The organism is Burkholderia metallica (assembly GCF_001718555.1).
Lineage (GTDB): Bacteria > Pseudomonadota > Gammaproteobacteria > Burkholderiales > Burkholderiaceae > Burkholderia > Burkholderia metallica.
Genome location: NZ_CP013401.1, coordinates 2,263,689 through 2,289,666 on the forward strand (window position 1 = coordinate 2,263,689; position 25,978 = coordinate 2,289,666).

Consider the following 25,978-nt stretch of genomic DNA (forward strand, 5'->3'; position numbering starts at 1 on the left):
CGCCGAACTTCAAATTACAAATCAAGGATGGGCCAACCCATGATCAGCATTCGCCAATCCACCGAAGCAGACCGCACACGCGTGCTGGATATCTGGCGCAACGCGGTCGATGCCACGCATCACTTCCTGAGCGACGACGACCGTCGCGCGATCGAATCCGAAGCCGTCGCATTTCTGCCCGGTGCGCCGCTCGACCTCGCCGTCGACGAGACCGACCGTGCGATCGGGTTCATGCTGCTCGACGGCAGTCACATGGAAGCGTTGTTCGTCGATCCCGCTCATCACGGTGCGGGTGTCGGGCGCCTGCTGGTGGAAGAGGCGCTCAGGCGCCATCCCGACCTGTCGACCGACGTCAACGAGCAGAACGAAGCGGCGGCGGGATTCTACGAACGGCTGGGCTTCGAGCGCTGCGGGCGATCGGCGCTCGACGGACAGGGGCGCGCTTATTCGCTGATTCACCTGCGCTATCGCGCGACACTGCCCTCTTCCCCGGCGCGCGCATGACCGCGGCCGGCGCGGGAGATCATGTCGCCGCGTCACGGAGGATCATTTCCCGCGCAGAACGACTCTGTCGCGTGCCCGAAGATGCTACCCTCTCGGCCACTCTGAACGACACCGCGTGAAGCAACAGGATTCGACCATGCAAACCGTTGCGGTACTGGACTTCGAAACAACCGGACTTTCGCCGAACATGGGCGACCGTGCGACCGAAATTGCCGTCATCCTGCTCCGGGACGGACAGGTCGTCGACCGTTTCCAGAGCCTGATGAATGCAGGCAGACGCATCCCGTCCGATGTCGTCGCGCTGACGGGCATCACCAACGAGATGATCGCATCGGCGCCGCCGGCGTCGACCGTCATGAAGGAAGCTGCGGCGTTCGTCGGCAAGCATGCGGTCGTCGCCCACAACGCCGGTTTCGACAAGCGGTTCTGGCAGTCCGAACTGGGCCTGCTCGGCATGTCGGCCGAGCACGCGTTTGCGTGCACGATGCTCGTCGCACGACGTATCTACCCGGATGCCAGGAGTCACCGCCTGTCGAGCCTGGTCGATATGCTGCGACTGCCCCAATCGGGCCGTGCGCACCGGGCGATGGTCGATGCCGAAATGGCTGGCCATCTGTGGTGCCGGTTGCAGCACGACATTGCGCGCACTTACGGGCTGGGCCGGATCGATCACGCGCTCATGACACGGGTGCAGGCGACGGCGAAGGCGAAAGTACCGACCTACCTGCGTTCGCTCGTCGCGTCGCACGCGTGAGTATCCGGGGTGCGACGGTGCCGACCGGCGCAATCCGCCTGCGAAAACGGCCTGGCACTTAACAGCTTTCGCCGGACCGCGCTGGAGAATCCACACCCGCTGTGTTTGAAAAGCGCGAAAACTGACTGCCCTGGCGGGCCACTTGCTAACGCGATACCGTCAGGCTCTTGCGAACGCGGTCCTCCTTACCGGTTACAACCGCAATGCAGCGCAAAGATCCCCGTCCGGGCAACGTCGGGCTGCGGATGTTTCCGGGCGCCCCGGCTGGCCATGGCACCCGTCGTTTCCGCGACCTGTGGAACCCCATACCCCCAAGCGGACCTGGTGGACGCCGTGCATTCAAACGCTGCGACTGCGCAAACGCCTATGACAAGCGCTAAACGCGCCGACATTGTTGGTCATCGGTTGACCGTTCGCTTAGGCATCGCCAGAGCAAGCAGGCATCCAAGCAGCAGACAGACGCCAAATATGATCATCCCGGTTGCCATGCTGCGGGTCAGGTCCTTCAACCAGCCAAGAAAATACGTGCTGGCAAAACCGCCGAGGTTGGCGATCGAGCACGCAAACGCTATCCCGGCCGCCGCTGCCGTACCCTGAAGAAAAGTTGACGGGAGAGACCAGATCACTGGCATGGCTGCCGCCGCGCCAGCGTTTGCAATCGAGAGCAGCAGCACGATCGCGACGACGTTACCCGGAAACAGCGCGCTTGTGATCAGGCCGATCGCCGCGCACAGAAACGGCACCGCGACATGCCATCGACGCTCCTGAAATCGATCGGAGCTGCTCCCGGCGACCAGAACCAGAACAACCGCCAGCGCGTTGGGGATGGCCATCAAAACACCGATTTCGCTCGCGCTTTCGACACCCGCATCTCGCAGCATGGTGGGCATCCAGAAACTGATCGAGTAGAAGCACAGCAGCACACAAAGATCGAGGTACCCGACTGCCCACACTTTCGGATCGCTGAACGCCTGCGCCAGACGATGGCCCTTTTTCTCACCGCGATCAGTTCCGATGTCCTGTTCGAGTTGCACGAGCTCGTCGGAAGTCAGGAAGCTCGCCGTCTGGTGTGTCCGCGGCAAGCAAACATAGACGAGCACACCGAGGACCACCGAAGGAAGTGCCTCGAGAGCGAAGAGCCATTGCCAGCCCTGCAGGCCCTGCACGCCGTCGAAGGACGACAGAATCCAGCCCGACAACGGGGCGCCAAACAGACTCGCCATAGGCAGACCGACCATAAACAGCGCAACGATCCGGCCACGCCGTGCATCGGGAAACCAGTAGGTGAGGTAAAGCAGCACCCCTGGCAAGAAACCGGCTTCCGCCACGCCAAGCAGGAATCGCACGGCGTAGAACTGACCAGGTGTCTTCACGAACATCGTCGCACCGGACAGAAGCCCCCATGTCACCATGATTCGGGCTATCCAGAACCGCGCGCCAACTTTTTCCAGGGCCAGGTTGCTGGGTACCTCGAACAGGATATAACCCACGAAGAACAGACCGGCGCCGAGTCCATAGATCGTGTTGCTGAACCCGAGGGAATCCAGCATCTGCAGCTTTGCAATCCCCACATTCACGCGGTCCAGAAATGCGGCAAAGAAACACAGGCACAAGAACGGAGCAAACCGCCACGTGAGCTTCCGATAGAGGCTGCGTGAAGTCTGCGTATCTGCTTCGCGTTCGCCGACCGAAACATTGAGGGAAGACGTCGACATATCGTTTCCAGGAATGAGATGTGGAACGTGCGTTTCGCACCCGATCCGCGAAACGCGCGAGTGACCGTCACGAGTAGTTGACCACCAGCAACTTGATTTCCGACATCTCGTCCATCGCGTAGCGCGTGCCCTCACGGCCCGTGCCCGATTGCTTCCAGCCACCGAACGGCATGTTGTCGATACGGTAAATCGGGACGTCATTGATCATCAGCCCACCGACGTCCCAGGTCTCGAGCGCCAGGAACGCACGTTGCAGATCCCGCGTGAACAGGCCACCCTGCAGGCCATAGCGAGAATCGTTGGCGCGCGCGAGCGCCTCGTCGAAGCTGCGATAGCTGTTGAGCGTGAGGACGGGGCCGAAAATCTCTTCATCCTCGACGAGCATGCCCGGTCGGGTATCAGCCAACACCGTGGGCTGCACAACAGCGCCGACGCGCGGGCCGCCGGCCAGCAGGCGCGCGCCCTGCTCCCGTGCCGCATCGATCCAGTCCTGGATGCGTGCCGCGGACTTTTCGTCGATCACCGGACCGACGTCGATTCCCTCCTCCATGGGATTGCCAACCCGGCATGCCCGGACGTGCTCCAGCAGTTTCTCCTCGAACTGCGCACGGACGCTTTCGTGCACGAGAATGCGCTGGACGCCGATGCAATATTGGCCTCCAAACACCACACCACCGCGCACGCAGCGTGCAGCAGCGAGATCGAGATCGGCGTCTTCCGCTACGATCACCGCGCCGTTGCCACCCAGCTCCAGTGCCACCTTCTTGTGTCCCGCGATCGACTTGATATGCCAGCCGACCTTGGCGCTTCCGGTGAAGGTCACCATCCCAAAACGTTCGTCACGCACCATGGCTTCCGCGTGCGCGATGGTGCAATGGCAAACCTCCAGCGCGCCCTCGGGCAAACCGGCATCGCGCATGACCTCCTGAAGGAGCCGACTGGTCAGCGGCGTCTGCGGGGCAGGCTTCAGCACGACAGCGTTGCCCACCGCGATAGCCGGCGCCACCTTGTGCAGAACGAGATTGAGCGGAAAATTGAAAGGCGATATCGCCAGCACCAGGCCGATCGGGAAACGCCGTGCGATGCCCACCCGGCGGCGCATGCCCGCCAGCGCTTCGACATCGAGACGGGACAGCGCCGCCACACGGCCACTCGAATCGGTAGTCTGGTACTCGAAAACTCCGGCGTCGACGTCGAGCGGAATTTCCTCACCGTGGCTGCGTCGCGCTTCCGCTGCGGCATTACGCAAATTGAAGACGCCGCGGGAGACCTCCCCTCGTGCGTCGTACAGGGGTTTTCCCGATTCAGCCGCGATGGTGCGCACGAACTCGTCACGTCGAGACTCGATCAGGTCGGCCGCGCGAAGAAGAATGTCCGCACGCATGAAGCGCGGCATGCGACGCATGATTTCGAACGCCGCCTGCGCACGCGCGATGGACCTCTCGACGGCGTCCGCATCCGATACCGGCATATGACCGACCACGGTGTTGTCGTACGGATTCCGCACGGTGTCCGTGTCGGCGTGATGCTCATTCAGATTCGTTTCCATACGTACTCCATATTTATTGTGTGAATTCCACTGCATGATCGCGAGCGCATCTCATGCATCGTTCAGGGGGAAGCGATTGGTCGATCAGGCAACGACCAGGGTCTGGTCGAGGTTTGCAATTGCGCGGACGAGACTGTATGGCGCCAGCATCGACGTCTTGGGATTGGCGGGCAGCGTCTTGCCCATGACGACAGCGTCGATGTGACCGAAATCGCCCTCGGCGACAATGCGATGCGTGTTTCCCGTAACGGAAGGATCGGCATACAACACCACCCTGGTCTGGTCGAAGCCGAGTCCGGCAAGGGCCACGGCCGCCGCGACATTGGCGTTCTGGGGAAACAAGCGTGCTGCCTCTCGCGCCGTGCCTTCGAAAAAGACAGAGGGCACGGCGACCTCGCCAAGCGCTACACGCGTTTCGGCGGGAGTACCGCGCCAGGCGCCAGGCGCCTTGCGTGCTTCATAGCGAACGTCGCTCAGGCCGGCGAGCTTCGCCGCTCCGAGCACATCGAGCCCGCCCAGCGCGCCGGACGGAATGCGCAATCGCGCGCGGCCGGCCTTGGCGGCTTCGATCAACGATGATTCGAGCGCAGGCTCGGCGAGTGCGCCGACCGAGGCGACGAGCAGGTCTCGCCCGGCGGCCAGGATGGAGGGCCCCAGTTCGCGCAATGCTCGATGGCCAGCGCACTCAACGACGAGATCCGGACCGCGCCCCAGAAAGTCGTCGAGATGCTCGACAATGCGAACGTTCTGGCCCGGGGCCGTGCCGACGCCCTCGAGATATCCGGCGCGTTCATAGACGGCCTCGACCTGGACGCCCGGCACATGCTTACCCAGCAAATCCACTAGCTGCGTGCCAATGGCACCGCATCCGATCAACCCGACCTTCATCACATTCCTCACTCGATCTGCGGCGTCCAGGGTGGCCGCCGCGTCATGAATGCATTAAATGCGAAGTCAATTTTCCGAGGAAGGAGTTGAAAGTCACGACATGCATCACAAAATCAGAACACTCCCGTGTGGATTCAAGGATGCGTACGAGGTGTCCTGAGGTGCCGAAGCAGTGAACTCAGAAAAGTCCGGGCCGCAACGGACAACTCTCGGCCGCGTGAAGAAATCACGTCGATGCTGGCCGATTCGGCATCTCGATCGACGAGCGGTATGGCGAGCAGTCCGCCATCCGCCGTCTCTTGCGTTAGCGTGAGAGGCGGCATGAAGCTGACGATATCCGACCGCATCACGAGGTTCTTGATCACCTGTAGCGAGTTCGCCTCGACTGAGACGTCCAGCAAGACGTCTGCCCGCGCGGCGGCCTTTTCGATCAAGTAACGGATCCCGAAAGCGCGCGTCGGCAGTGCCACCCGATACGTCGCCAGATCTGACATGGATACCGCTTCCCTGCCGGCCAGCGGATGTTCCGGCCGGCAGATCATCTGCACCGGCTGGGTCGAGCGGCCGTGAAGACTGAGATCGTCTCGGTTGAGGACATTGAAAGCCATACCGATTTCCACGCGCCGATTGACAAGCGCATCGACGATTTGCGCGGTGCCGCAGACGTCAAGATGGATAGTTATACCGGGGTGATTCCGAGAAAACTCGGTCATCAAATCCGGCATGAAGCTCTGCACAGCCGCCTCGACCAGCGCAACACGCACTACCCCGTGACGCAGGGAGCTCAGGTCGTCCAGCGCAGCCTGCAGGTGTTCGACATCGCGCGAATTTGCATTGACGTAATCAAGCAGAAGCTTCCCGGCCGCCGTCAGCATCGCGCCCCGTGGCGAACGATCGAACAATGTGGCGCCCAACTCCGTTTCCAGATTGCTGATCTGCTTGCTGATTGCGCTGGGCGCGACAAAGAAAGTTTCGGATGCTTGTCTCAACGACCCCGTGCGCGCGACCTCGGCGAAATACTTGAGTGACTGGGGCTGGATCATGGCAGGTTCACGCGAACGTTTCGTCCAGCGCTGCAGCGATATCCGCGATCAGGTCGGCGGGATCTTCCAGACCGATAGACAGCCGCAGGTGGCCGTATTGCCTGAAGGCTTCCGGGTAGGACGTCGATCCGCCCCGCCCGTCCTTTCCGACGTGCACAATCAGCGACTCGTCGTGTCCGAGCGATACTGCCGATGTGATGACACGTAGCGCCGCCACGAAGCGGTTCTGTACGTCCGGGCCGCCCGCCACGGCGAAAGCCATGACAGCACCATAACCTGTGCCGGCAAACTGGCGCGACGCGAGCTCGTGCTGCGGATGAGACGGCAGCCCTGGATACGCCACGAAGGTGACGCGCGGGTCCTGGTCCAGAAATGCCGCAACCGCCATTGCCGTCGACATGTGCCGCGCCACGCGCAGCGGCAGGGTGACAGAGCCGCGCGTGATCAACCAGGCATTGAAGGGGGAGATCGATCCCCCTACGTCGACGAGAGCATCCCCCTTCAGTCGACCGACATGTTCCGATCGTCCGATGACAGCGCCACCCATGGCGTCGCCATGTCCATTGATGTACTTCGTGAGTGCGTGGACGACGAAATCAGCGCCATGTTCGAACCCGCGAAACATCGGCGGTGGCGTGAAGGTCGCATCGATCGAAAACAGGGCACCGGCATCGCGCGCAATCGCCGCGATCGCTGCAACGTCTGTCACCTTCGTAGTGGGATTGGCGATCGTCTCCGCATGAATCAGCTTCGTTGTCGGACGCAGTGCGCTGCGAACCGCATCGAAGTCGCTGATATCCACGAATGTCGCCTCGATTCCGTAACGAGCCGGGAGCAGTTCGCTGAAGAGACGCCATACGGCTTCGTAGGTCACGTCGCTGACGACGACGTGATCGCCACTTCTCAGGAACGTGAAAAATATCGCATGTAGCGCGGCGACACCCGTGCTGAAAACGACCGCGTCCTCGCCCCGCACCATCGCAGCCAGCTTGCGCTCGAGGCAGCGCTGGTTGTGACCGAGATTGCGGGTATAGAACAGTGCTTGCGCATCGGACCAATCGAGCGACGACGGATCATCGGGCAATCGATACGAATTCGCCATCACAATCGGCGTCCTGATCGCACCTGTGGTCGCATCAACGACATTCCCTGCATGGACGGCCTGACTGTCGAAGGATAGAGTCGCCGGATCTTGCTTGTCGGGCCGCGGTCGAATGTTCTTCGTTGCCATCTTCCACCTCATTCGATAAAAGCAGATTGAAACTCCCGGATTCCGGCCTCTCCGTGAAAGCAGATCCGCGCATCCGGACTATTCGTGCATGTTCCGGATACACACGACCTTCGGCTGCGTCATTTCCTCATAGGCGAACCGGACGCCCTCGCGTCCGAGGCTGCCATACTTGAACCCGCCGAACGGCATCGCGTCGAACCGATAGTCCGAAGAGTCGTTGATCATGATGCCGCCCGCCTCCAGCTGCTTCGCAGCCTTGAGCGCAGTCTTCAGGTTCTCGGTGAAGATGCCGGCATGGAGGCTGTATTCGGGATCATTGGCAAGCGCAAGCGCCTCGTCGAGCGTCTCGATCCGCTGCAACACGACAACCGGGCTGAACACCTCCCGCCGCCAAAGATCACATTCGAAATCGACCTCCTCAAGCACGGTCGGCGAGTATGTCGAGCGGTCCAGCGCATTTCCGCAGAGCAGTCGCGCGCCCTTGCTGATCGCCGCGTCCACGATCTGCTTCGTACGTGCCGCGGCCTGTGCGTTGATCATCGGGCCGACGTCGGTATCTGCGAGTGCGGGGTTGCCATATTTCAGCACTCGGGCGCCGGCCACGAAGCGCTCCCTGAACGCATCGTAGATGCGTGATTCGATCAGTATGCGTTGCGTACCGATGCAGTTCTGACCCGCTGCCCAGAAAGCGCCGGAGATGCATGATTCGACCGCGCGTTCGAGCTCGCAGTCGCCCATGACGATGACAGGCGCATTGCCGCCAAGATCCATCGCGAGCTTTTTCAGGCCGGCCGAGCGGGCGATCTTCTCGCCTGTCACGAACCCGCCTGTGAAAGAAACCATTCTCACGTCGCGCGACGAGACGAGTGCTTCGCCTAGCGCGGCACCGCCGGTGGCAACCGAAACGACGTTCGATGGCAAGCCTGCGGCCACCAGATAATTGACGAGCTTGATGGCGGACAGCGGCGTAAGTTCGGATGGCTTGAGGATCACTGAGTTGCCCCCGGCAATCGCAGGTCCAAGCTTGTGCGCAACGAGATTCAGCGGATCGTTGTACGGGGTGATCGCGACGATGATGCCGAGCGGCTCGCGGGAAAACCATCCCTGCCGGCTTTCCGATCCCTGATAGGCGTCGAACGGGATGACTTCGCCGCTATTGCGGCGTGCTTCATCGGCGGACAGCTTGAGCGTGTTGACGCAGCGCATCACTTCCTTGGCGGCCTGCCTGATCGTCTTGCCGGCTTCCGCGACAATCAGCTCGGCAAACGTGTCCTTGTCGCGCTCGACCAGCGATGCGCACGTCTCGAACACGCGGGCACGGTCGTAACGGGACAAATTGCGGCAAACGCACGCGCCGTCTTTCGCGGCCTGGACCAGCGTCGACGCACCCTCGGGCGGAATATTCACCACGGTCCCCACTTCGACGCCGTCGAAGGGATTGGTCACCGTGATGAATCCTTGCGGCGTCTCGATAGGAAATTCAGGCATGTTCATAGCGCAGGGGCTCCTGTCGTTGCTCGATGTCGAATGCAGACGACGTGCGATGAATACTCGTAAGCATGGTATCCGCGCTCACTGCCACCAGGCATCGGTCGAACTGATCGAAGTTGCGAGCGTTCCGCTCGCCGACGCGACATATCGCTCATGTCGGCACCATATCCGTTCGACATGAGCGCGAGTCCTTCGAGCGGGTCAAGACAAACGAAGTGACCGTGTCGAGCACCCCCTGCAGCGCGGCAACTTCCTCCCACAGCTTGTGTATGCGCTCGGGACTGGTCGCCTCGATATGCAGGAGGACATCGAGTTCGCCACTCATTACGTCGCAGGCCACCACTTCCGGAACGGTCCGCACATACGCGATCACTTCGCCCCCGCGCATCCGGTCCTTCCGGTATATGAACATCAAAGCCCTGATCGGCGCCGAATCTGCTTCCGGTGAGCCGTGGCGAATGGTGTACCCGCGGATGTATCCGTCACGCTCCAGTCGTTCGATCCGAAGCCTCACGGCGTTGCGGGACAGATTGACTGACATGGCGATAACGTTGTGCGAAAGGCGTGCTTTCTCAGTCAGCAGCGACAGGATTTTCGTATCGACTCTGTCGAGTCCGCGCTTCATGATGTTCTCTTGAACCCGTCGGAGTCTTGATCGGTCCGTTAAGCAGCGAGGACCCCTTCCACACAGCTGACGCAGGCGCCCCCGATCCAGACGTGCCCCTGCCCATCCAACCTGACCTTGACCTTCCCGTCTCGACCGACGCAGCGGCCCTGGGTAGCAAGGTACTCGCACCCGTCAGGCGGCAAGATGCGCTGCGCCCACTGGTAGACGGCGACGCTGCCATTACCGCTCCCGCAAACCGGGTCTTCGTCCACGCCGCAGGAAGGCGCGAAGGTGCGCACTTCGATCGTCAGATTTCCCTGCTCGTGACGACCGAATACGGTTAGACCGGTCACGCCGGTGCGGCGCTCGAACGCTGCCAAGGCAGTCAGATCCGGACGCAAGTCGAGAACGGTCGCCACATCAGGGAGATGGGCGACCACCCAGACCGGGCCGACATCCACGGTGGCTGGCGCATGCAGGGTGTCCACCCGGCATCCGACAATACGTTCGAGCTCGATAACGTCGTCCGGGCTCAATGTCTCGATCTTCGCGGGCGGCAAGCTGAAGGAAAGCTCACGCCCGCCATCCCGTTCGTCGATCGTCACTTCGACTAGACCGACGTCGCATTGCTGTATCAGCCGGCCGGGATGGCGTGGTGCGATATGTCCATTCTTCAGAACCGCATGCGCGCTACCCAGCGTTGGATGTCCGGCGAACGGCAGTTCGCTACGTGGGGTGAATATCCTCAACCGATAGTCCGCCTGCGTATCGGTGGGTGGCAGTACAAAAGTCGTTTCCGACAGGTTCGTCCACCGCGCAATTGCCTGCATCGTTTCGCTGGACAGGTCTTGCGCGTCGAGCACCACCGCCACGGGATTACCCCGTAGCGGTCGGGAAGTGAATACGTCGACTACCTCGTAGCGGCGATTCATAACCGGCGTCACTTCGGCGCGTTACCGGTCACGACACCATCGATCTCGGTCGCAGTGATCCCATACTTCGCCATCCGCGCGCGGTGATCGGGCGACCCGAGATACAGGCGCAGTTGCTCGTTCACCGCGCGCAGAAGATCATGATTCCGCTTGCTGAACGAGAATGCGCCGACCGGCGCATTCCCTGTCGCGTCCGACGCATGGGCGACGGCCTCCAGTTCGGGATTCGCTTGTGCAACGCGCCTGTTGCCGACGGCCGTCGCCGCAAACGCATCGATCTTTCCCGCCAGCAACGCGGCGAGTGCGTCGGGCTGGTCCCTGAACAGCGTGACCTGGGAATCACCCACGCCCGCAGCCTTCGCGGAATCGACCTGGATCTGCCCTGGAATCAGGCCCAGCCTCGCGTCGCCCCGCTTTGCCACCGCTTCGTAGCTCGTCAGCGCCTTCGGGTTGCCCCGATGGACCACGAAGCCATCGCCCAGCGACCAGACCGGCACACTGAACGCAACACGCTCAGCCCTAGCGGCCGTCGCGAAGATCGGCACGTTCATATCCCAGCGGCCCTCGCTGACACCGGGAAGCAGCTCCTCGAATGACGTCAACCGGTAGTCGATGGTCGTGACGCCGATAGCGTGCAGGACCACATTCGCGACCTCGATATCCGCGCCGGTCGGCGAGCGATCGTCGCCGGTCCAGTAGAACGGCGGCTCCTCGATATAGGCAAGACTGACTTTCATGATCGTTCTCCTGGTTTCAACGGTGAATATTTCGATGGCAGACCTGACCGACGGTATGCTCGCCATTGACGTCGATCATTCCAGGCCGCTCTTGACCGGGTGGACCCAATCTAATCAATTTCATCGGCATACCTCCCGCCGTTGCAGTTCCGGTGAGTACGCGCCCCGCCGCGCTCGGGGCAACTCGTTGCCGCGCCCAAGCACCCACCACGTTCGCACGCCCGTCACCGGGACTGACATCCTCACGGTGACGCGGCGATCAAGCGGCGGCCTTGTCGAGCGCCATCGAGAGCGCGGACAGTGCAGATCCGAGCCGTTCAGGCGGCAAATAGCCGAAACCGAGCCGAAAAACGCGATCGCTTTCGCCGAACCAGACGCCCGACGCAAGCTGCAATTCATAGTCGGGAAGCACGGCCCAGAAGCGCGAAACAGCCGCGGCGTCCAGAGCATCGGCCCGCATACGCAGGCAGCACAGCGCGCCCGCATCGGGCCGCACCCACTCGATTCGCCGTGCCTCGCGCGCACACCAGTTTGCAAGTTCGTCTAGCGCGCCTGCGAGCAATCGCCGACGCGGCGCGAGCACCGCTTCCCGATGCATCAGCAACGACGCAGCCAACGTTTCGTCGAGTACCGACCCCGAGATGACGGTGTTCATCTTGGCGATGGTTAAACGCGCACGGAGATCGGCGTCGCCTACGGTAAGCCAGCCGGTTCGCAACCCAGGCGCGCCGAGCGCCTTCGACACCGACGCACCGGTGACGATTCGCGGATCGAGGCCGGCAACGCTGTTGACCACTGCCGCGTCGCCATAGCTCGCCTCACGGTAGGTTTCGTCGACGAACAGAATCGCGTCCGGCGCGCGACGCGCCATCAACCCAAGCAGTTTCTCGATATCGGCGCGTGACGTCTGAATACCGGACGGATTCTGTGGCGATGCAAGACTCACCAGTTTCGTTTTCGGCGACAGGCTCGCGGCGATCCCGTCCAAGTCCAGCCGATAGCAGCTTTCGAAGGACAAGCGAACCTCCCGTACTGTCACACCGGCGCCAAGCAAACCGTCGCGGCACGGCGGGAAACACGGCATCACCAATACCGCCTCGTCCCCGGGGCGACACACTTCGAATGCAAGCAGAAAGAGCCCGAGCGCCGTGCCTTGCGTCGTGATGACCTGCTCGGCAGGAATCTTGCAGGTCTGCGCAATTGCGTCGCGAAGTAAACCGGCGCCCGCGGATTTGCTGTAGCCGAGCTTGAGTGCGCGAATCGACTCGATGCCGGCCAGGTCCAGAACCTCCCCGACGGTCAGATCCTGGGACGTACTCTCTGCCAGGTTGAACAATCGATTCACGTCGAGCAACGAAACAATTTCGTTGTAAGGGAATCGCCCCTTCCACGCGCCGGCAGGAACTCCGCCGGGGTCAGCTTGACGGACCAGATCGGAATCCTGATCGAAAGTGTTCATGCGAATGTCTCTCGTTTGCGCTGTTTGCCGTGTTGAACGATCCACTCCGGATACCGTGCGCGCGGCGCTACGATTCCGATGTCTCCGAAGTCGTTCAGACGCGATCGGGACATCTGTATCGTAGCGCCCTGGCGACGACCATAACAGTCACAATTTATCGAATCTAGACCATCACAATTCAGCTTGTCGCGCGACAGATTCCGGACCGATAATCGCGCCATGCCCCGACACGAGAACATTGCATGGAAACGTCCTCTCCGTACCGATACCAACAGTTGGCCGATCTCATCGTCGGAATGGTCGACAAGGGCACGCTTGTGCCGGGTACACGCTTACCGTCGGTGCGTGCGTTCAGCGAACAGCACCGCATCAGCGTTTCCACGGCGCTACAGGCATACAGGCTGCTCGAGGATCGTGGCGTGCTGGTCGCACGCCCACAATCGGGCTTCTACGTCGCAGCCGCACGGCGCGGCATGCTTGCGCTGCCGTCGACGTCGCGCGCACGTGCCAAGCCGTCGACCGTGTCCATTAGCGGTGCCGTCTCAGTGTTGCTCGAGCATGCCGCAAACTCCGCGCTCGTTCCGCTGGGCTGTGCAGTGCCCGACCCGGCATTGCTTGAGTCGAAGCGGCTGGATCTGGCGCTGGCCCGGGTCGCGCGACAGCAAGGCACGCGTTACAACGTCTATTCCCCTCCGTACGGCGACCCGCGCCTGCGTCAGGAAATAGCGAGGCGTGCAATGCGTTTCGGGCATGTGCTTTCACCGGACGACATACTCGTCACGAACGGCTGCACCGAAGCCCTGGCACTTGCGCTCAGCACGGTGGCCAGGCACGGCGATACGATCGCTGTCGAATCGCCTACTTATTTCGGCTTACTACATACGCTGGAAGTACTTGGCCTGAAGGCGCTCGAATTGCCGACTGACCCGACCCGCGGTGTAGACGTCGGTGTCCTTGCCCGTATCCTCGAAGCCGGCTCGGTCGCGGCTTGCGTGCTGTCCTCGACATTCAGTAACCCCCTCGGTTCCGCGATGGAGGAAGCGGACAAGCTCGCACTTCTCGAACTGCTGGCGCGAAACGGCGTGCCGCTGATCGAGGACGATGTCTATGGCGATATCCATTTCGGCAGCGAACGGCCCAAGCCTTTCATCGCCCTCGACGGAGGTGCCAATACGATCTACTGCAGCTCATTTTCCAAAAGCCTCGCGCCGGGATATCGAATCGGCTGGATCGCCGCCGGAACACGCGTGCAGAAGGCTATGGAACGCAAGCTGGCGTTTAGCCTGTGCTGCCCCGCCCTGCCTCAGGTGGCACTCGCCGATTTTCTCGAGAGCGGAGCCTATGATTCACATCTGCGACGCTTACGGCGCCTACTCGATGAAAACCTCACACGCATGACGCGCGCCATCGAGGAAAATTTTCCGTCCTTCACCAAGGTAAGCCAACCAGCGGGCGGGTTCGTTCTTTGGCTCGAACTGCCCAAACCCTTCGATTCGCGCGCGCTCTTCGACGAGGCGCTGGAGCACGGAATCTGCTTCGCACCTGGAGACGTCTTCTCCGCCAGCCGACGCTTCCGAAACTGCCTGCGCCTGAGCGCCGCCTACGAGTGGAACAGCCGCATGGAGAACGGTGTCCGACAATTGGGAAAGCTCGCGTCACGTCAGCTCGGCCGCTGACTGTCGAGGGGGAGACCACGTGGTGAGATACCCATATCAGAAGGCAGCAGATTCAGCCTATATCCACCTCCATGTACCCATGCATCGACCATATCCACCCAACGTTGCACGGCATACTGGGACTTGTTGTACACCGCCCGCGAATATCGTCCATCCCTTCCGTGCGCCAGAGACTTTTCGATCCAGTCGCAATTGACACCTGCTTCTCTTAGCAGCGTTGAGCCGGTTCGCTTCAAGCAGTCATGGACGGTGAATGGCTCCAATGGCAGTCCAGCCGTTTTCGCCCGTTCGGCAACCATCTGCATGCCCCGATTCAACGTGGCGTTGGACACGCATCGATCCGCGGCATAGCGGGAAGGCAGCACATATCGGGAGCCTGCCGCGCATGTATGCAAGGCCACCATGGTGGCGATCGACTGACGGGACAAATATACGTTGTGGGACCGGCGCGCTTTTATCCGCGGCCAGCTAGCAGCCCATTCACCAAAGGTCTTCGCCAAGGCGCGCCGCTGCTTTCCCCTCTGTTTTTCCACTGCCGGCGACCTGCCTTCACGGACGGCACGACGGGCGTCCAGCAGCTTTTCCCGCGCCAACACCAGCGAGATGTCACCTCGACCATAGCGGCCGATTGTCAGCGCTTCTCGCCGCCCGTTAATGCGATAGTCGTATCGAAAGGAAATGGTGCCCGCCGGAAATACTGCGACGTACATACCGTCGCGGTCGGCGATCTTGTACGGGGCTGTGCGGGGCTTAAGGTTGCGGAGTGCAAATTCGGTGAGCATCGTTTCTCGTACTCGTGGTTGGTACACCTTTTACCGTCACCAACCACGAGCCCTCGATGTGCCCGCAAACCCGCACCACGCCTAGCTTTTTCAAAAGAATTTTACCGTCGCGGCCGAATCGCGCTGCCGGTAAATCATCGAGTCGCAATCGTGCATTCGGCGCATACCGTCCGCCATACCGTCAATTTGCGGAACACAACGGCCCGGCTGCCTCCGGAATCTTCAAAAATTTTTCTTCTATATCAATGACTTACAACGAAACGACCAGCAAAGAAAATTTTGAGTTCATCGCCATAAGTCATTGATTCCATTGTGAATTTCTACCGCCTACTCCCACTCGATCGTCGCCGGCGGCTTCCCCGAGATGTCGTACACCACACGGTTGATCCCGCGCACCTCGTTGATGATCCGGTTCGACGCACGGCCGAGCAGCGCGTACGGCAGGTGCGCCCAGTGTGCGGTCATGAAGTCGGTCGTCTGCACCGCGCGCAGCGACGTCACGTAGTCGTACGTGCGGCCATCGCCCATCACGCCCACCGACTTCACCGGCAGGAACACCGCGAACGCCTGGCTCGTCAGGTCGTACCAGCTCTTGCCGACATCGGCTTCGCCGCACAGGCCCGCAGCCGCATCCTGCGCGGTCGCGGTCGTGTTGCGCAGTTCCTCGATGAAGATCGCGTCGGCACGGCGCAGCAGGTCCGCGTACTCGCGCTTCACTTCGCCGAGAATCCGCACGCCGAGGCCCGGGCCCGGGAACGGATGGCGGTACACCATCTCCGGCGGCAGGCCGAGTGCGACACCCAGCTCGCGCACTTCGTCCTTGAACAGGTCGCGCAGCGGCTCCAGCAGCTTCAGCCCGAGCGTTTCCGGCAGGCCGCCGACGTTGTGGTGGCTCTTGATCGTCGTCGCCTTCTTCGTCTTCGTGCCGCCCGATTCGACCACGTCCGGATAGATCGTGCCCTGCGCGAGCCACTTCGCCTTCGACAGCTTCTTCGCCTCGGCCTGGAACACCTCGACGAATTCGCGGCCGATGATCTTGCGCTTCGCTTCCGGATCGGTCACGCCGGCCAGGTGGCCGAGGAACTGGTCGGATGCGTCGACGTGCACGACCTTCGCATGCAGGCGGCCCTCGAACATGTCGAGCACCATCTTGCCTTCGTTCAGGCGCAGCAGGCCGTGATCGACGAACACGCAGGTGAGCTGGTCGCCGATCGCGCGATGGATCAGCGCGGCGGCGACGCTCGAATCGACACCGCCCGACAGGCCGAGAATCACTTCCTCGTCACCGACCTGCTCGCGGATCTTTGCGACGGCTTCCTCGATGTGGTTCTTCATGATCCAGTCGGGCTTCGCGCCGGCGATCTGCAGCACGAAGCGTTCGATGATCTGGCGGCCCTTCACCGTGTGCGTGACTTCCGGGTGGAACTGCACCGCGTAGTAGCCGCGCGCCTCGTCGGCCATGCCGGCGATCGGGCAGCTCGGCGTCGACGCCATCAGCGCGAAACCCGGCGGCAGCTCGGCAACCTTGTCGCCGTGGCTCATCCAGACCTTCAGCATCCCGTGGCCTTCGTCGGTCTTGAAATCTTCGAGGCCGTCGAGCAGGCGCGTATGGCCGTGCGCACGCATTTCCGCGTAGCCGAATTCGCGATGGTCGCTCCACTCGACCTTGCCGCCGAGCTGCACGGCCATCGTCTGCATGCCGTAGCAGATGCCGAGCACCGGCACGCCGAGATCCCACACGGCCTGCGGCGCGCGCAGCTGATGGTCTTCGTACGTGCTCGCGTGGCTGCCCGACAGGATCACCGCCTTCGGCGCGAACTCGCGGACGAAGTCGTCGGACACATCGTTCGGATGGATTTCGCAATAGACGTGCGCTTCGCGCACGCGTCGCGCAATCAGTTGAGTGACTTGCGAACCGAAGTCGAGAATCAGGATTTTGTCGTGCATGGCTGCGGACGGGATGAAGAGAATAAGAAAAGCAGCGCATCGAGCGCTGCGTCAAAAGCATGGACAGCGACGTCGGGCGGCAGGCGGCACGCGCGACGCATGGCCGGTCAGTCCCGCATCGGCGGGCGTTCGTCGAGCGCGATACCGCCTGACGATGAGCCGGAACCGGATGAAGCCGGCGACGATGCAGCCGGCGCCGCGGGACGGCTGACGACGGGCTCGACACGCTGCGGCGACGACGCGGGTGACGACACCGGCGCCGGCTCGGCCGGACGCTGCGCCGGTGCGCGCGCGTCGAGCGCCTGCGCTTTCTCGCGCCGGCGGACGGCCGATGCGAGCCGCACGCCACCCAGGCCGAGCACGATCAGCGCGACCCCGGCGATCGCCGACAGCACGCGGCCGGCGGCCGCGAGCGCGGGACCGCTGCCGGTGCCGATCGACCAGACGATCGTCAGCACGCCGGTCAGCCAGTACACGTGGCCGACCGAACGCGCGACGGGCGCCGTGAGATCGCCGTTGAACGCCGCGTGAAACGCGAGCCACGCGAGCCCGAGCAACGCGATGCCGAACGCCTGGCCGAGCATCGCCGGCTGGATGGTCGCCAGTTGCAGCGCATTGAAGAGCGACTGCCAGGGCGTCAGCACGAACAGCACGCCGAACGCCAGCAGCAGCACGGCATCGATGACCAGCACGGCTCGCAGCAGCGGTTTCATCGGCGATCAGTCCACGTGATAGTTCGGCGCTTCCTTCGTGATCTGCACGTCGTGCACGTGCGACTCGCGCATGCCCGCGGCGGTGATCTGGACGAATTCGGCCTTCTCGTGCAGCTCGTCGATCGTCTTGCAGCCGCAGTAGCCCATGCTCGCGCGCACGCCGCCGACCAGCTGGAACAGGATCGCGTTGACCGAACCCTTGTATGCGACGCGGCCTTCGATGCCTTCCGGCACGAGCTTGTCGATGTTCGCCGAGTTGTCCTGGAAGTAGCGGTCTGCCGCGCCGTCCTTCATCGCACCGACCGAACCCATGCCGCGATACGACTTGTACTGGCGGCCCTGATACAGGAACACGTCGCCCGGCGCCTCTTCGGTGCCCGCGAACATGCTGCCCATCATCACCGCGTTCGCGCCGGCCGCGAGGGCCTTCGACACGTCGCCCGAGAAGCGCACGCCGCCGTCGGCGATGCACGGCACGCCCGTGCCCTTCAGCGCTTCCGCGACGTTCGCGATCGCGCTGATCTGCGGCACGCCGACGCCTGCGACGATCCGCGTCGTGCAGATCGAGCCCGGGCCGATACCGACCTTGACGGCGTCCGCGCCGTATTCGACCAGCGCCTTCGCGGCGGCGGCCGTCGCGATGTTGCCGCCGATCACTTCGACGTGCGGGAAGTTCTGCTTGACCCAGCGCACGCGCTCGAGCACGCCCTTGCTGTGGCCGTGTGCGGTATCGACGACGATCACGTCGACGCCGGCCTGCACCAGCAGCTCGACGCGCTCTTCGTTGTCCGGGCCGACGCCGACCGCCGCGCCTGCGCGCAGCTTGCCGTGTTCGTCCTTGCACGCGTCCGGGTGCTCGGTCTGCTTGGTGATGTCCTTGACGGTCATCAGGCCGCGCAGTTCGAACGCGTCGTTGACGACCAGCACGCGCTCGAGGCGGTGGCTGTGCATCAGCGCCTTCGCTTCGGCGAGCGGCGTGCCTTCCTTGACGGTGACGAGACGCTCGCGCGGCGTCATGATCGACTTGACCGGCTCGTCGAGGCGGGTTTCGAAACGCAGGTCGCGGTTCGTGACGATACCGACGAGCTGCGGGCCTTCGACGACCGGGAAGCCCGAGATGCCATGCTGGCGCGACAGCGCGATCACGTCGCGCACCTTCATCTGCGGCGGCACCGTGATCGGATCGCGGACGACACCCGATTCGAAACGCTTGACCTTCGCGACCTCGCGAGCCTGCTCGGCCGGCGTGAGGTTCTTGTGGACGATACCGACGCCACCCTGCTGCGCCATCGCGATCGCGAGGCGACCTTCGGTGACCGTGTCCATCGCGGCGGACACGAGCGGCATGTTCAGGGAGATGTTGCGGGTCAGCTTGGTCTTGAGGCTGGTGTCGCGCGGGAGAACGTCGGAGAAGGCGGGAACGAGGAGCACGTCATCGAAAGTGAGTGCTTTTTGGATCAGACGCATGGCAAATCCTATGGGCGCAAAAGCGAATTATACGCGAAGCGCCGCGAATTTTCACAACACGAACAACGGCTTAGCCGGTTTCGGCCGTTCGGGGGCCGAATCGTTCGGATCGCCGTTCGGATCGTTTTCGATCGCCTTTCGTTTCATCGCCGCATCGCCCCATTCGCGCAAACGGTCGCGAAACGGCTCGCCCGGCTGTTGCGGACGGGCCACGCGGCGGCGGCGGCGAGCATGATGGGTGGCCCGGCGCCGTGCCGGACCGGCCCGCCTTCTGGGCCTTCCGCGCGTTCCGTGCATTACAGCAGCCCGGCCCCGCGGGCGATCATCGCCAGGCCGCCGCCGGCCGCGACGCAGCCGACGAGCCGCGCGATACGCACGCCGATACGCCCGCCGGCCGGCGCCAGACGCTCGGCGGCGATCGCAACCGTCACGGCCGCCATCACGCGCAGATCCATCATGCCGACGGCCAGTGCGACGGTCATCAGGTTCCCGCAACACGCCCCGCATCGCAACGCGGCTCGCACCCCGTACCGCCATGCGGCACCGGTGTCCCCGCGTGACGGGTGCGCGCAGGTCGCGTCGTGCCGACAGCACGCCAGCCGCCGTGCTTTCCATCCGGAGAATTGCAGAACGCCGGCAGCCAGGACGACCGCGCCGGCCGTGAACGGCGTCGCACGGGCCAGCCACGGCCACCGCGCCGCAACGCTCGTCAGTGCGGCGCCGGCCGCAAACACGAGCGCCCCCACTGTCATCCACACCGCGAAATACCCGGCCCCCGCGAGAACGACGAGCCCGGCCGGGCGCACCGCCGCCTGCGGACCGATGCTCTGACGATATCGCCAGAGCATCGGCGCAAGGACGGGCAGCATCATCGTCACCGTCATCGCGCCCCACATCCCGGCGAACGCGCCGAATGCGCGGCCGGCGCCCCACCCGCACGGCGGCAGCCACGCGGCCGGGATCATCCCGCCGCCGGGCATCGGTTCCGCGCCCATCGCGGCCATCGCCGCGTACTGCGCGAGCGTCGCCATCGCGGCGACGGCGAATACGGCCCCGACCGCCACGCCGAATACCACCGGATCGGGGTCCGTGTCGCCGGTTGCCGGCCATCTCATCGCGTGCGCCCGTCCGTTACCGGTCCGCGCTCAGCCGTGCGCGTACTCGTCATGACGGCGCCACCACGGGCCGGCCTCGTTGCGCCCGCGCGGCGCGCGATCGAGCCACTGGTACATCCCCCACAGCGCGTCGAGCCCGCGCGCATAGGTCGAGTACGTGTGATAGACGTTGCCGTCCTCGCGCACGAACGCGCTCATCCCCGGCCGGTCGCGCGAGTACGTGAGCGCGTCGGTGCCGCACGTGGCCGCAAACTGCACGACGGGCGCCGGCGGCGGGTCCATGTCCATCGCGTGGCCCGCTCGCGCGTAGTTGTACTCGACGTCGCCCGCGCGCTGCTGCGTTTCGGTGAACGACACGTTGAAATCGAAGTTGAAATCGCCGCCGACCGACGATGCCCACGGAAAGCGCCACCCCATCCGCTCCCGGTACGCGAGCAGCTTCGCGAGCGGCGCGCGCGACACGGCGGCGAGCGTCACGTCGTGGTTCGCCAGGTGCACGGCGAAGCCGTCGAAGCCATCGGCCAGCGCCGAGCACGACGGGCAGCCGGCCTTGTAGTCGGGACCGAACATGAAGTGATAGACGAGCAATTGCGAACGGCCGCGAAACAGGTCGTCGAGCGTCGCCTGCCCGTCCTCGGTGTCGAACCGGTAAGTCTTGTCGATGCGCACCCAGGGCAGCGCCTGGCGCCGTTGCGCGAGCGCGTCGCTTTGCCGCGTCAGCGCCTTTTCCGCGTCGAGCAGCGCGCGGCGCGCGGCCAGCCATTCGTCGCGCGTTCCGGTGAGATGGGTCGTCATGGCGGGTTCCTCCTTCCGATGGGTAACCGGGCACGGCGTCCGGTGCCGTGTGCGTGGTGCTAGATTAGGGGCGGGCATCGGAACGGAGGGAGTGACAAGTGTGTCGGGATTCGGATGGATTCACTGATCACCGCGGCCGCGCGCGCACTCGCCGCCGGTGACGCGCTCGGCGCGCTGAACCGCGTCGCGCTGCGCGACGATGCGCCGGCGCTCGCGCTGCGCGGGATCGCGATGGCGCAGCTCGGCGATTTCGAACGCGCGCGCGCACTCGTGCGCGGCGCGGCCCGCGCGTTCGGCCCGAAGGAGGCCGTAGCGCGTGCACGCTGCGTCGTCGCCGAAGCGGAGATTGCGCTCGCGTCGCGCGACCTGCGCTGGCCGACACGCGCGCTCGATACCGCGTGCGCGACGCTCGACGCGCACGGCGACCACGCGAACGCCGCGCATGCGCGCTATCTCGGCGTACGCCGGCTGCTGCTGATCGGTCGGCTCGACGATGCCGAACGACTGCTCGCGAATCTCGATCCCGCGCCGCTGCCGCCCGCGTCGCGCGCCGCGCACGAGCTGATCGCGGCCGGCATCGCGATGCGCCGCATCCGGACTCACGCGGCCCGCGCGGCGCTCACCCGGGCACGCGCAGCGGCCCGCGACGCCGGCATCGCCGCACTGACGGCCGAGGTCGACACAGCGGCCCGCGTGCTCGACGCACCGGCCGCGCGCCTCATCGCGCGCGGCACGTCGCGGCTCGTGCAGCTCGACGAAGTCGAGACGCTGTTCGCGTCGAACGCGCTCGTCGTCGATGCGTGCCGCCACACGGTGCGCGACGCGCGCACGACCGTGTCGCTCGCGCGGCGGCCCGTGCTGTTCGTGCTCGCCCGCTCGCTCGGCGAGGCATGGCCGGCCGACGTGTCGCGCAACGCGCTCGTCGCCGCCGCGTTCCGCGCGAAACTGGCGGACGAGTCGCATCGCGCGCGCCTGCGCGTCGAGATCGGCCGGCTGCGCGCGGTACTGCGGCCACTCGCGAACGTGGTTGCCACGCCGCGCGGCTTCGCGCTCGAACCGCTCGGCGTACGCGAAACCGTCGTGCTGGCGCGCCCGGTCGATGACCGCCACGCGGCCGTGCTCGCGCTGCTCGCCGACGGCGAAGCGTGGTCGAGCTCCGCGCTGGCGCTGGCACTCGGCGCGAGCCAGCGCACCGTGCAACGCGCGCTCGACGCGCTCGCCGAAGCGGACAAGGTCCAGCCGCTCGGCCGCGGCCGCGCACGCCGATGGATGACGCCGCCGCTGCCCGGTTTCGCGACGACCTTGTTACTCCCTGCCCCGCTGCCGGGCGACTAGGATGACCTCACCGAACGACGAGGTGACGAACATGAAACGCTCCAGTGCAGACATTCTTCGCGAATACGGCCCGTTTCCGGGCGTCGACGGCGTACACGGCGTCACCTTCGACGGGCAGTACGTGTGGTACGCATCCGGCGACAAGCTGAACGCGCTCGACCCGGAACGCGGCACGGCCGTCCGCTCGATCGACGTCGCCGCGCATGCGGGCACGGCGTTCGACGGCCGCCACCTGTACCAGATCGTCGAGAACCGCATCGAGAAGCTCGATCCCGAATCCGGCCGCGTGCTCGCGACGATTCCGGCCCCCGGCGGCGGCGGCGATTCGGGGCTGGCATGGGCCGAAGGCACGCTGTGGGTCGGCCAGTATCGCGAACGCAAGATTCACCAGGTGGATCCGCAATCGGGCGCCGTGCTGCGCACGATCGAATCGAACCGCTTCGTCACCGGCGTGACGTGGGTCGACGGCGAGCTGTGGCACGGCACCTGGGAGGCCGACCAGAGCAACCTGCGGCGTGTCGATCCGCGCACGGGAGAGGTGCTCGAGCAGGTCGACATGCCGCCGGGCGCCGGCGTGTCGGGGCTCGAATCCGACGGCCACGACCGCTTCTACTGCGGCGGCGGCAATAGCGGCACGCTGCGCGCCGTGCGCCGGCCGGCGCGAGCGCCGGGAAAACACGCAGGGGCAACGCCCGATTCGGCTGACGAATGAACCATCGGCTGCCGCGATCGCCCGCGCACGCGGCACGCCGGGATCTCGCCGTGCGCGGAGTGCAGGAATGAACAAGACGACGCGGGCGACCGCGTCCTAAGATGCGCGCTCGTCAGTCATGTGTTCGGAGCGGTCGATGCAGCGCGGTGTGATCTATGGTGTCCTGGCTGGCGCCCTGTGGGGCATGGTGTTTCTCGTTCCGCGGCTGCTGACCGACTTCTCGCCGCTCTTGCTGAGCGCCGGCCGCTATGCGATGTACGGCCTCGTGTCGTTGGCTGCGGCGCTGCCGGCCGCCCGCTCGCTGCTGGCGCGGCTGACCCGCGAGGATCTCGTCGCGCTGGTCAGGCTCGCCGTCGTCGGCAACGTCGCGTACTACATGCTGCTGTCGGGCGCCGTGCATTTGATCGGCATCGCGCCCAGTTCGCTGATCGTCGGCGTGCTGCCCGTCACGGTCACGCTCGCGGGCCTCGGCGACCACGGCGCCGTGCCGCTGCGACGGCTCGCCGCCCCGCTCGTGCTGGTGATCGCGGGCATCGTCTGCATCAACGTCGACCTGTTCACGTCCGAAGCCGCGCATGCGACGACGCTCGGCCAGAAGCTCGCCGGCATCGCCTGCGCGGCGGGCGCGCTCGCGAGCTGGACCTGGTATGCGGTCGCGAACGCACGCTATCTGCAGCGCCACCGCTATTTCGGCGGCAACGAGTGGTCGGTGCTGTGGGGTGTCGTGACGGGCCTGATCGGCGGGCTCTGCTGGATCGCGATCCTCGCGCTGCCGGCAGGCACGGTGCAGGCAGCGGTCCCGGCGTCGCGCTGGCAGTTGTTCTGGCTGCTGAACCTCGTGCTCGCGATCGGCGCGTCGTGGCTCGGCAACGGCCTGTGGAACGCCGCATCGAAGCGGCTGCCGCTCACGCTGTCGGGCCAGTTGATCGTGTTCGAAACCGTGTTCGCGATGCTTTATGCATTCGTGTACGACCAGCGGATGCCGCATGTGCTCGAAATCGCCGCGCTGGTGCTGCTGCTCGCGGGCGTCTACGGATCGGTGCGGCAACACGGCGACACGCCCGCCGGAGGCGATGCGTCGGGAAGCGCGCCGCCAAACGCGAACGCCGCGGCTCACTGAGCATCGCGGCGTTCGAGCGGGCAAAAGCGGGCGAAGAATCGTGGCGAAAATCGCGGGCCGGCCCGCGTCAGCGCGCGTCCTTGTGCATCCACTTGCGGCCCTCGATGGAGCCGTCGCGGCGCGACTTGTCGACGCGCCGCTGGCGCGCGAGCTTCGGATCGACGATCAGCGGGCGGTAGATCTCGACGCGGTCGTGGTCGGCGAGCGGTGCGTCGAGCGGCGCGAGCTTGCCGTACACGCCCGTCTTCGCGTGCGCGAGATCGATTTCCGGATGCAGCGCGAGCACGCCGCTCGCGTCGATCGCCGAACGAACGGTCGCCCCTTCGGGCAGCGACAACGCAATCACCGTCTGGCGATCGGGCAGCGCGTAGCAGACTTCGATCGACAGCATCGCGTCACCCCTTCCCGTAGCGCTGGTCGGCGCGTTTCACGAACGAATCGACGAACGTGTTCGCGATGTGGCTGAACACCGGCCCGATGATCTTTTCGAGCAGGATGCTCGAAAACTCGTAGTGCAGCGCGAATTCGATCTTGCACGCATCGGCACGCAGCGCCGTGAAGCGCCACGAGCCCGTGAACTTCTTGAACGGGCCGTCCGTGAACTCCATGTCGATCCGCGTCGGGCGCTGCTGCGTGTTGCGCGTCGCGAAATGCTGCTTGATGCCCTTGAAGTTGATGTCGATGCGCGCTTCCATCCCGCTCTCGTCCTGACGGCGAATCTCGACACCGCCGCACCAGGGCAGGAAATTGGGGTAGTCGGCCACGTCGGTGACGAGGTCGAACATCTGTTCCGCCGAATGACGGATCAATACGGTTTTCTGGACATCTGCCATAAATCGCGCGGCACCGCTCAAGGTGAGAAAGCAAGCCGGGCGATTACCGCCCCGCTTTGCTAAAATCGTGATTTTAAACGAGTTGGCCCGATCCTTTCATGAGCATCATCGACAACAGGAAAGCGCACTTCGATTATCACATCGAGGAACGCTACGAAGCGGGGCTCGTGCTTGAGGGCTGGGAAGTCAAGGCGCTGCGCGCCGGGCGCGGCCAGATCAAGGAAGGCTACGTCGTGGTGAAGAACGCCGAGATCTTCCTGATCGGCACCCATATCAGCCCGCTGCCCGAAGCCTCGACGCACATCAAGCCCGACCCGGTCCGCACGCGCAAGCTGCTGCTGCACCGCGAGGAAATCAAGAAACTGATCGGCAAGGTCGAGCAGCGGGGCTACACGCTCGTGCCGCTGAACTTCCACTACAAGGGCGGTCGCGTGAAGTGCGACATCGCGCTCGCGAAGGGCAAGAAGCTGCACGACAAGCGCGAAACCGAGAAGAAGCGCGACTGGGAACGCGAAAAGGCACGCATCATGCGCGCCGGCACCTGACGCGCGCGACGCGCTTCGCAAACGACAC

At 64.2% G+C, this 25,978-nt stretch carries 26 protein-coding genes; 8 read left to right on the plus strand and 18 right to left on the minus strand.

All coding sequences use genetic code 11. The features are described from left to right. Positions 1 to 39 precede the first annotated feature (39 nt). Positions 40 to 504, plus strand: coding sequence for an acetyltransferase (locus tag WJ16_RS10165; protein ID WP_069256953.1), 465 nt, complete (start codon positions 40 to 42; stop codon positions 502 to 504). Positions 505 to 640: 136 nt separating this feature from the next. Next, a complete protein-coding gene (locus WJ16_RS10170; protein ID WP_069256954.1) occupies positions 641 to 1,258 on the plus strand; it encodes a 3'-5' exonuclease in 618 nt (205 codons plus the stop codon). Positions 1,259 to 1,656: 398 nt separating this feature from the next. Here WJ16_RS10170 and WJ16_RS10175 read toward each other — a convergent pair whose 3' ends face one another. The 10 genes from WJ16_RS10175 to WJ16_RS10220 all read right to left on the minus strand — a co-directional run bounded on the left by WJ16_RS10175 (position 1,657) and on the right by WJ16_RS10220 (position 12,910). After that, positions 1,657 to 2,973 (minus strand): MFS transporter, encoded by a 1,317-nt coding sequence (locus tag WJ16_RS10175; protein WP_069256955.1) that lies wholly within the window; start codon positions 2,971 to 2,973, stop codon positions 1,657 to 1,659. A gap of 67 nt (positions 2,974 to 3,040) precedes the next feature. Next, positions 3,041 to 4,522, minus strand: coding sequence for an aldehyde dehydrogenase family protein (locus WJ16_RS10180; protein WP_069256956.1), 1,482 nt, complete (start codon positions 4,520 to 4,522; stop codon positions 3,041 to 3,043). 84 nt (positions 4,523 to 4,606) lie between these two features. Further along, complete coding sequence (locus WJ16_RS10185; RefSeq protein ID WP_084636022.1) at positions 4,607 to 5,410, minus strand: aspartate dehydrogenase; 804 nt, start codon at positions 5,408 to 5,410, stop codon at positions 4,607 to 4,609. Positions 5,411 to 5,544: 134 nt separating this feature from the next. Continuing rightward, positions 5,545 to 6,453, minus strand: coding sequence for a LysR family transcriptional regulator (locus WJ16_RS10190; RefSeq protein WP_069256958.1), 909 nt, complete (start codon positions 6,451 to 6,453; stop codon positions 5,545 to 5,547). A 7-nt stretch (positions 6,454 to 6,460) separates the two neighbouring features. Next, positions 6,461 to 7,684: a trans-sulfuration enzyme family protein gene (locus tag WJ16_RS10195; protein WP_069258023.1), complete on the minus strand. Its 1,224-nt coding sequence runs from the start codon at positions 7,682 to 7,684 to the stop codon at positions 6,461 to 6,463. 78 nt (positions 7,685 to 7,762) lie between these two features. After that, complete coding sequence (locus tag WJ16_RS10200; protein WP_069256959.1) at positions 7,763 to 9,178, minus strand: aldehyde dehydrogenase family protein; 1,416 nt, start codon at positions 9,176 to 9,178, stop codon at positions 7,763 to 7,765. Between the two features lie 148 nt (positions 9,179 to 9,326). Continuing rightward, complete coding sequence (locus WJ16_RS10205; protein WP_069256960.1) at positions 9,327 to 9,800, minus strand: Lrp/AsnC family transcriptional regulator; 474 nt, start codon at positions 9,798 to 9,800, stop codon at positions 9,327 to 9,329. Positions 9,801 to 9,838: 38 nt separating this feature from the next. Beyond that, positions 9,839 to 10,714 carry a PhzF family phenazine biosynthesis protein gene (locus WJ16_RS10210; RefSeq protein WP_069258024.1) on the minus strand — a complete coding sequence of 292 codons (876 nt, stop codon included), beginning with the start codon at positions 10,712 to 10,714 and terminating at the stop codon, positions 9,839 to 9,841. 8 nt (positions 10,715 to 10,722) lie between these two features. Then, entirely contained in the window at positions 10,723 to 11,451 is a 729-nt protein-coding gene (locus tag WJ16_RS10215; RefSeq protein ID WP_069256961.1) for a transporter substrate-binding domain-containing protein, read from the minus strand. Positions 11,452 to 11,710: 259 nt separating this feature from the next. Continuing rightward, positions 11,711 to 12,910, minus strand: coding sequence for a pyridoxal phosphate-dependent aminotransferase (locus WJ16_RS10220; protein WP_084636023.1), 1,200 nt, complete (start codon positions 12,908 to 12,910; stop codon positions 11,711 to 11,713). A gap of 242 nt (positions 12,911 to 13,152) precedes the next feature. Here WJ16_RS10220 and WJ16_RS10225 point away from each other — a divergent pair, with 242 nt between their 5' ends. After that, a complete protein-coding gene (locus tag WJ16_RS10225; RefSeq protein ID WP_069256962.1) occupies positions 13,153 to 14,586 on the plus strand; it encodes an aminotransferase-like domain-containing protein in 1,434 nt (477 codons plus the stop codon). On the opposite strand, the gene WJ16_RS33085 is transcribed toward WJ16_RS10225, so the two are convergent. Then, entirely contained in the window at positions 14,571 to 15,368 is a 798-nt protein-coding gene (locus tag WJ16_RS33085) for a tyrosine-type recombinase/integrase (protein ID WP_076605907.1), read from the minus strand. The two genes, WJ16_RS10225 and WJ16_RS33085, sit on opposite strands and share 16 nt — an antisense overlap. Before the next feature lie 56 nt (positions 15,369 to 15,424). On the opposite strand from WJ16_RS33085, the gene WJ16_RS34770 reads away from it, so the two are divergent. Further along, positions 15,425 to 15,673, plus strand: coding sequence for a hypothetical protein (locus WJ16_RS34770; protein ID WP_157126750.1), 249 nt, complete (start codon positions 15,425 to 15,427; stop codon positions 15,671 to 15,673). Positions 15,674 to 15,695: 22 nt separating this feature from the next. On the opposite strand, the gene guaA is transcribed toward WJ16_RS34770, so the two are convergent. The 5 genes from guaA to WJ16_RS10250 all read right to left on the minus strand — a co-directional run bounded on the left by guaA (position 15,696) and on the right by WJ16_RS10250 (position 21,405). Beyond that, positions 15,696 to 17,315 (minus strand): glutamine-hydrolyzing GMP synthase, encoded by a 1,620-nt coding sequence (gene guaA / locus WJ16_RS10230; protein ID WP_069256963.1) that lies wholly within the window; start codon positions 17,313 to 17,315, stop codon positions 15,696 to 15,698. 107 nt (positions 17,316 to 17,422) lie between these two features. After that, positions 17,423 to 18,028 carry a hypothetical protein gene (locus WJ16_RS10235; RefSeq protein WP_069256964.1) on the minus strand — a complete coding sequence of 202 codons (606 nt, stop codon included), beginning with the start codon at positions 18,026 to 18,028 and terminating at the stop codon, positions 17,423 to 17,425. Positions 18,029 to 18,034: 6 nt separating this feature from the next. Beyond that, the gene (gene guaB, locus WJ16_RS10240; protein ID WP_006488752.1) at positions 18,035 to 19,495 is read right to left on the minus strand and encodes an IMP dehydrogenase; all 1,461 of its coding nucleotides are present in this window, start codon (positions 19,493 to 19,495) and stop codon (positions 18,035 to 18,037) included. A gap of 296 nt (positions 19,496 to 19,791) precedes the next feature. Then, entirely contained in the window at positions 19,792 to 20,610 is an 819-nt protein-coding gene (locus tag WJ16_RS10245) for a DUF2182 domain-containing protein (protein ID WP_069256965.1), read from the minus strand. 30 nt (positions 20,611 to 20,640) lie between these two features. Then, the gene (locus tag WJ16_RS10250) at positions 20,641 to 21,405 is read right to left on the minus strand and encodes a DUF899 domain-containing protein (RefSeq protein ID WP_069256966.1); all 765 of its coding nucleotides are present in this window, start codon (positions 21,403 to 21,405) and stop codon (positions 20,641 to 20,643) included. A gap of 114 nt (positions 21,406 to 21,519) precedes the next feature. On the opposite strand from WJ16_RS10250, the gene WJ16_RS10255 reads away from it, so the two are divergent. From WJ16_RS10255 to WJ16_RS10265, 3 genes are all read left to right on the plus strand, one after another. Next, a complete protein-coding gene (locus WJ16_RS10255; RefSeq protein WP_069256967.1) occupies positions 21,520 to 22,740 on the plus strand; it encodes a DNA-binding protein in 1,221 nt (406 codons plus the stop codon). A gap of 31 nt (positions 22,741 to 22,771) precedes the next feature. Continuing rightward, on the plus strand, positions 22,772 to 23,452 hold the full coding sequence (locus tag WJ16_RS10260; protein WP_069258026.1) for a Vgb family protein: 681 nt from the start codon (positions 22,772 to 22,774) through the stop codon (positions 23,450 to 23,452). Between the two features lie 136 nt (positions 23,453 to 23,588). Beyond that, positions 23,589 to 24,572: a DMT family transporter gene (locus WJ16_RS10265; protein ID WP_069256968.1), complete on the plus strand. Its 984-nt coding sequence runs from the start codon at positions 23,589 to 23,591 to the stop codon at positions 24,570 to 24,572. A gap of 67 nt (positions 24,573 to 24,639) precedes the next feature. Here WJ16_RS10265 and WJ16_RS10270 read toward each other — a convergent pair whose 3' ends face one another. Both WJ16_RS10270 and WJ16_RS10275 read right to left on the minus strand, forming a co-directional pair. Then, positions 24,640 to 24,963: an RnfH family protein gene (locus tag WJ16_RS10270; RefSeq protein WP_069256969.1), complete on the minus strand. Its 324-nt coding sequence runs from the start codon at positions 24,961 to 24,963 to the stop codon at positions 24,640 to 24,642. Positions 24,964 to 24,967: 4 nt separating this feature from the next. Beyond that, a complete protein-coding gene (locus tag WJ16_RS10275; protein WP_034188832.1) occupies positions 24,968 to 25,405 on the minus strand; it encodes a type II toxin-antitoxin system RatA family toxin in 438 nt (145 codons plus the stop codon). A gap of 98 nt (positions 25,406 to 25,503) precedes the next feature. On the opposite strand from WJ16_RS10275, the gene smpB reads away from it, so the two are divergent. Continuing rightward, positions 25,504 to 25,950 carry an SsrA-binding protein SmpB gene (gene smpB / locus WJ16_RS10280; RefSeq protein ID WP_006478511.1) on the plus strand — a complete coding sequence of 149 codons (447 nt, stop codon included), beginning with the start codon at positions 25,504 to 25,506 and terminating at the stop codon, positions 25,948 to 25,950. Positions 25,951 to 25,978: the final 28 nt, after the last annotated feature.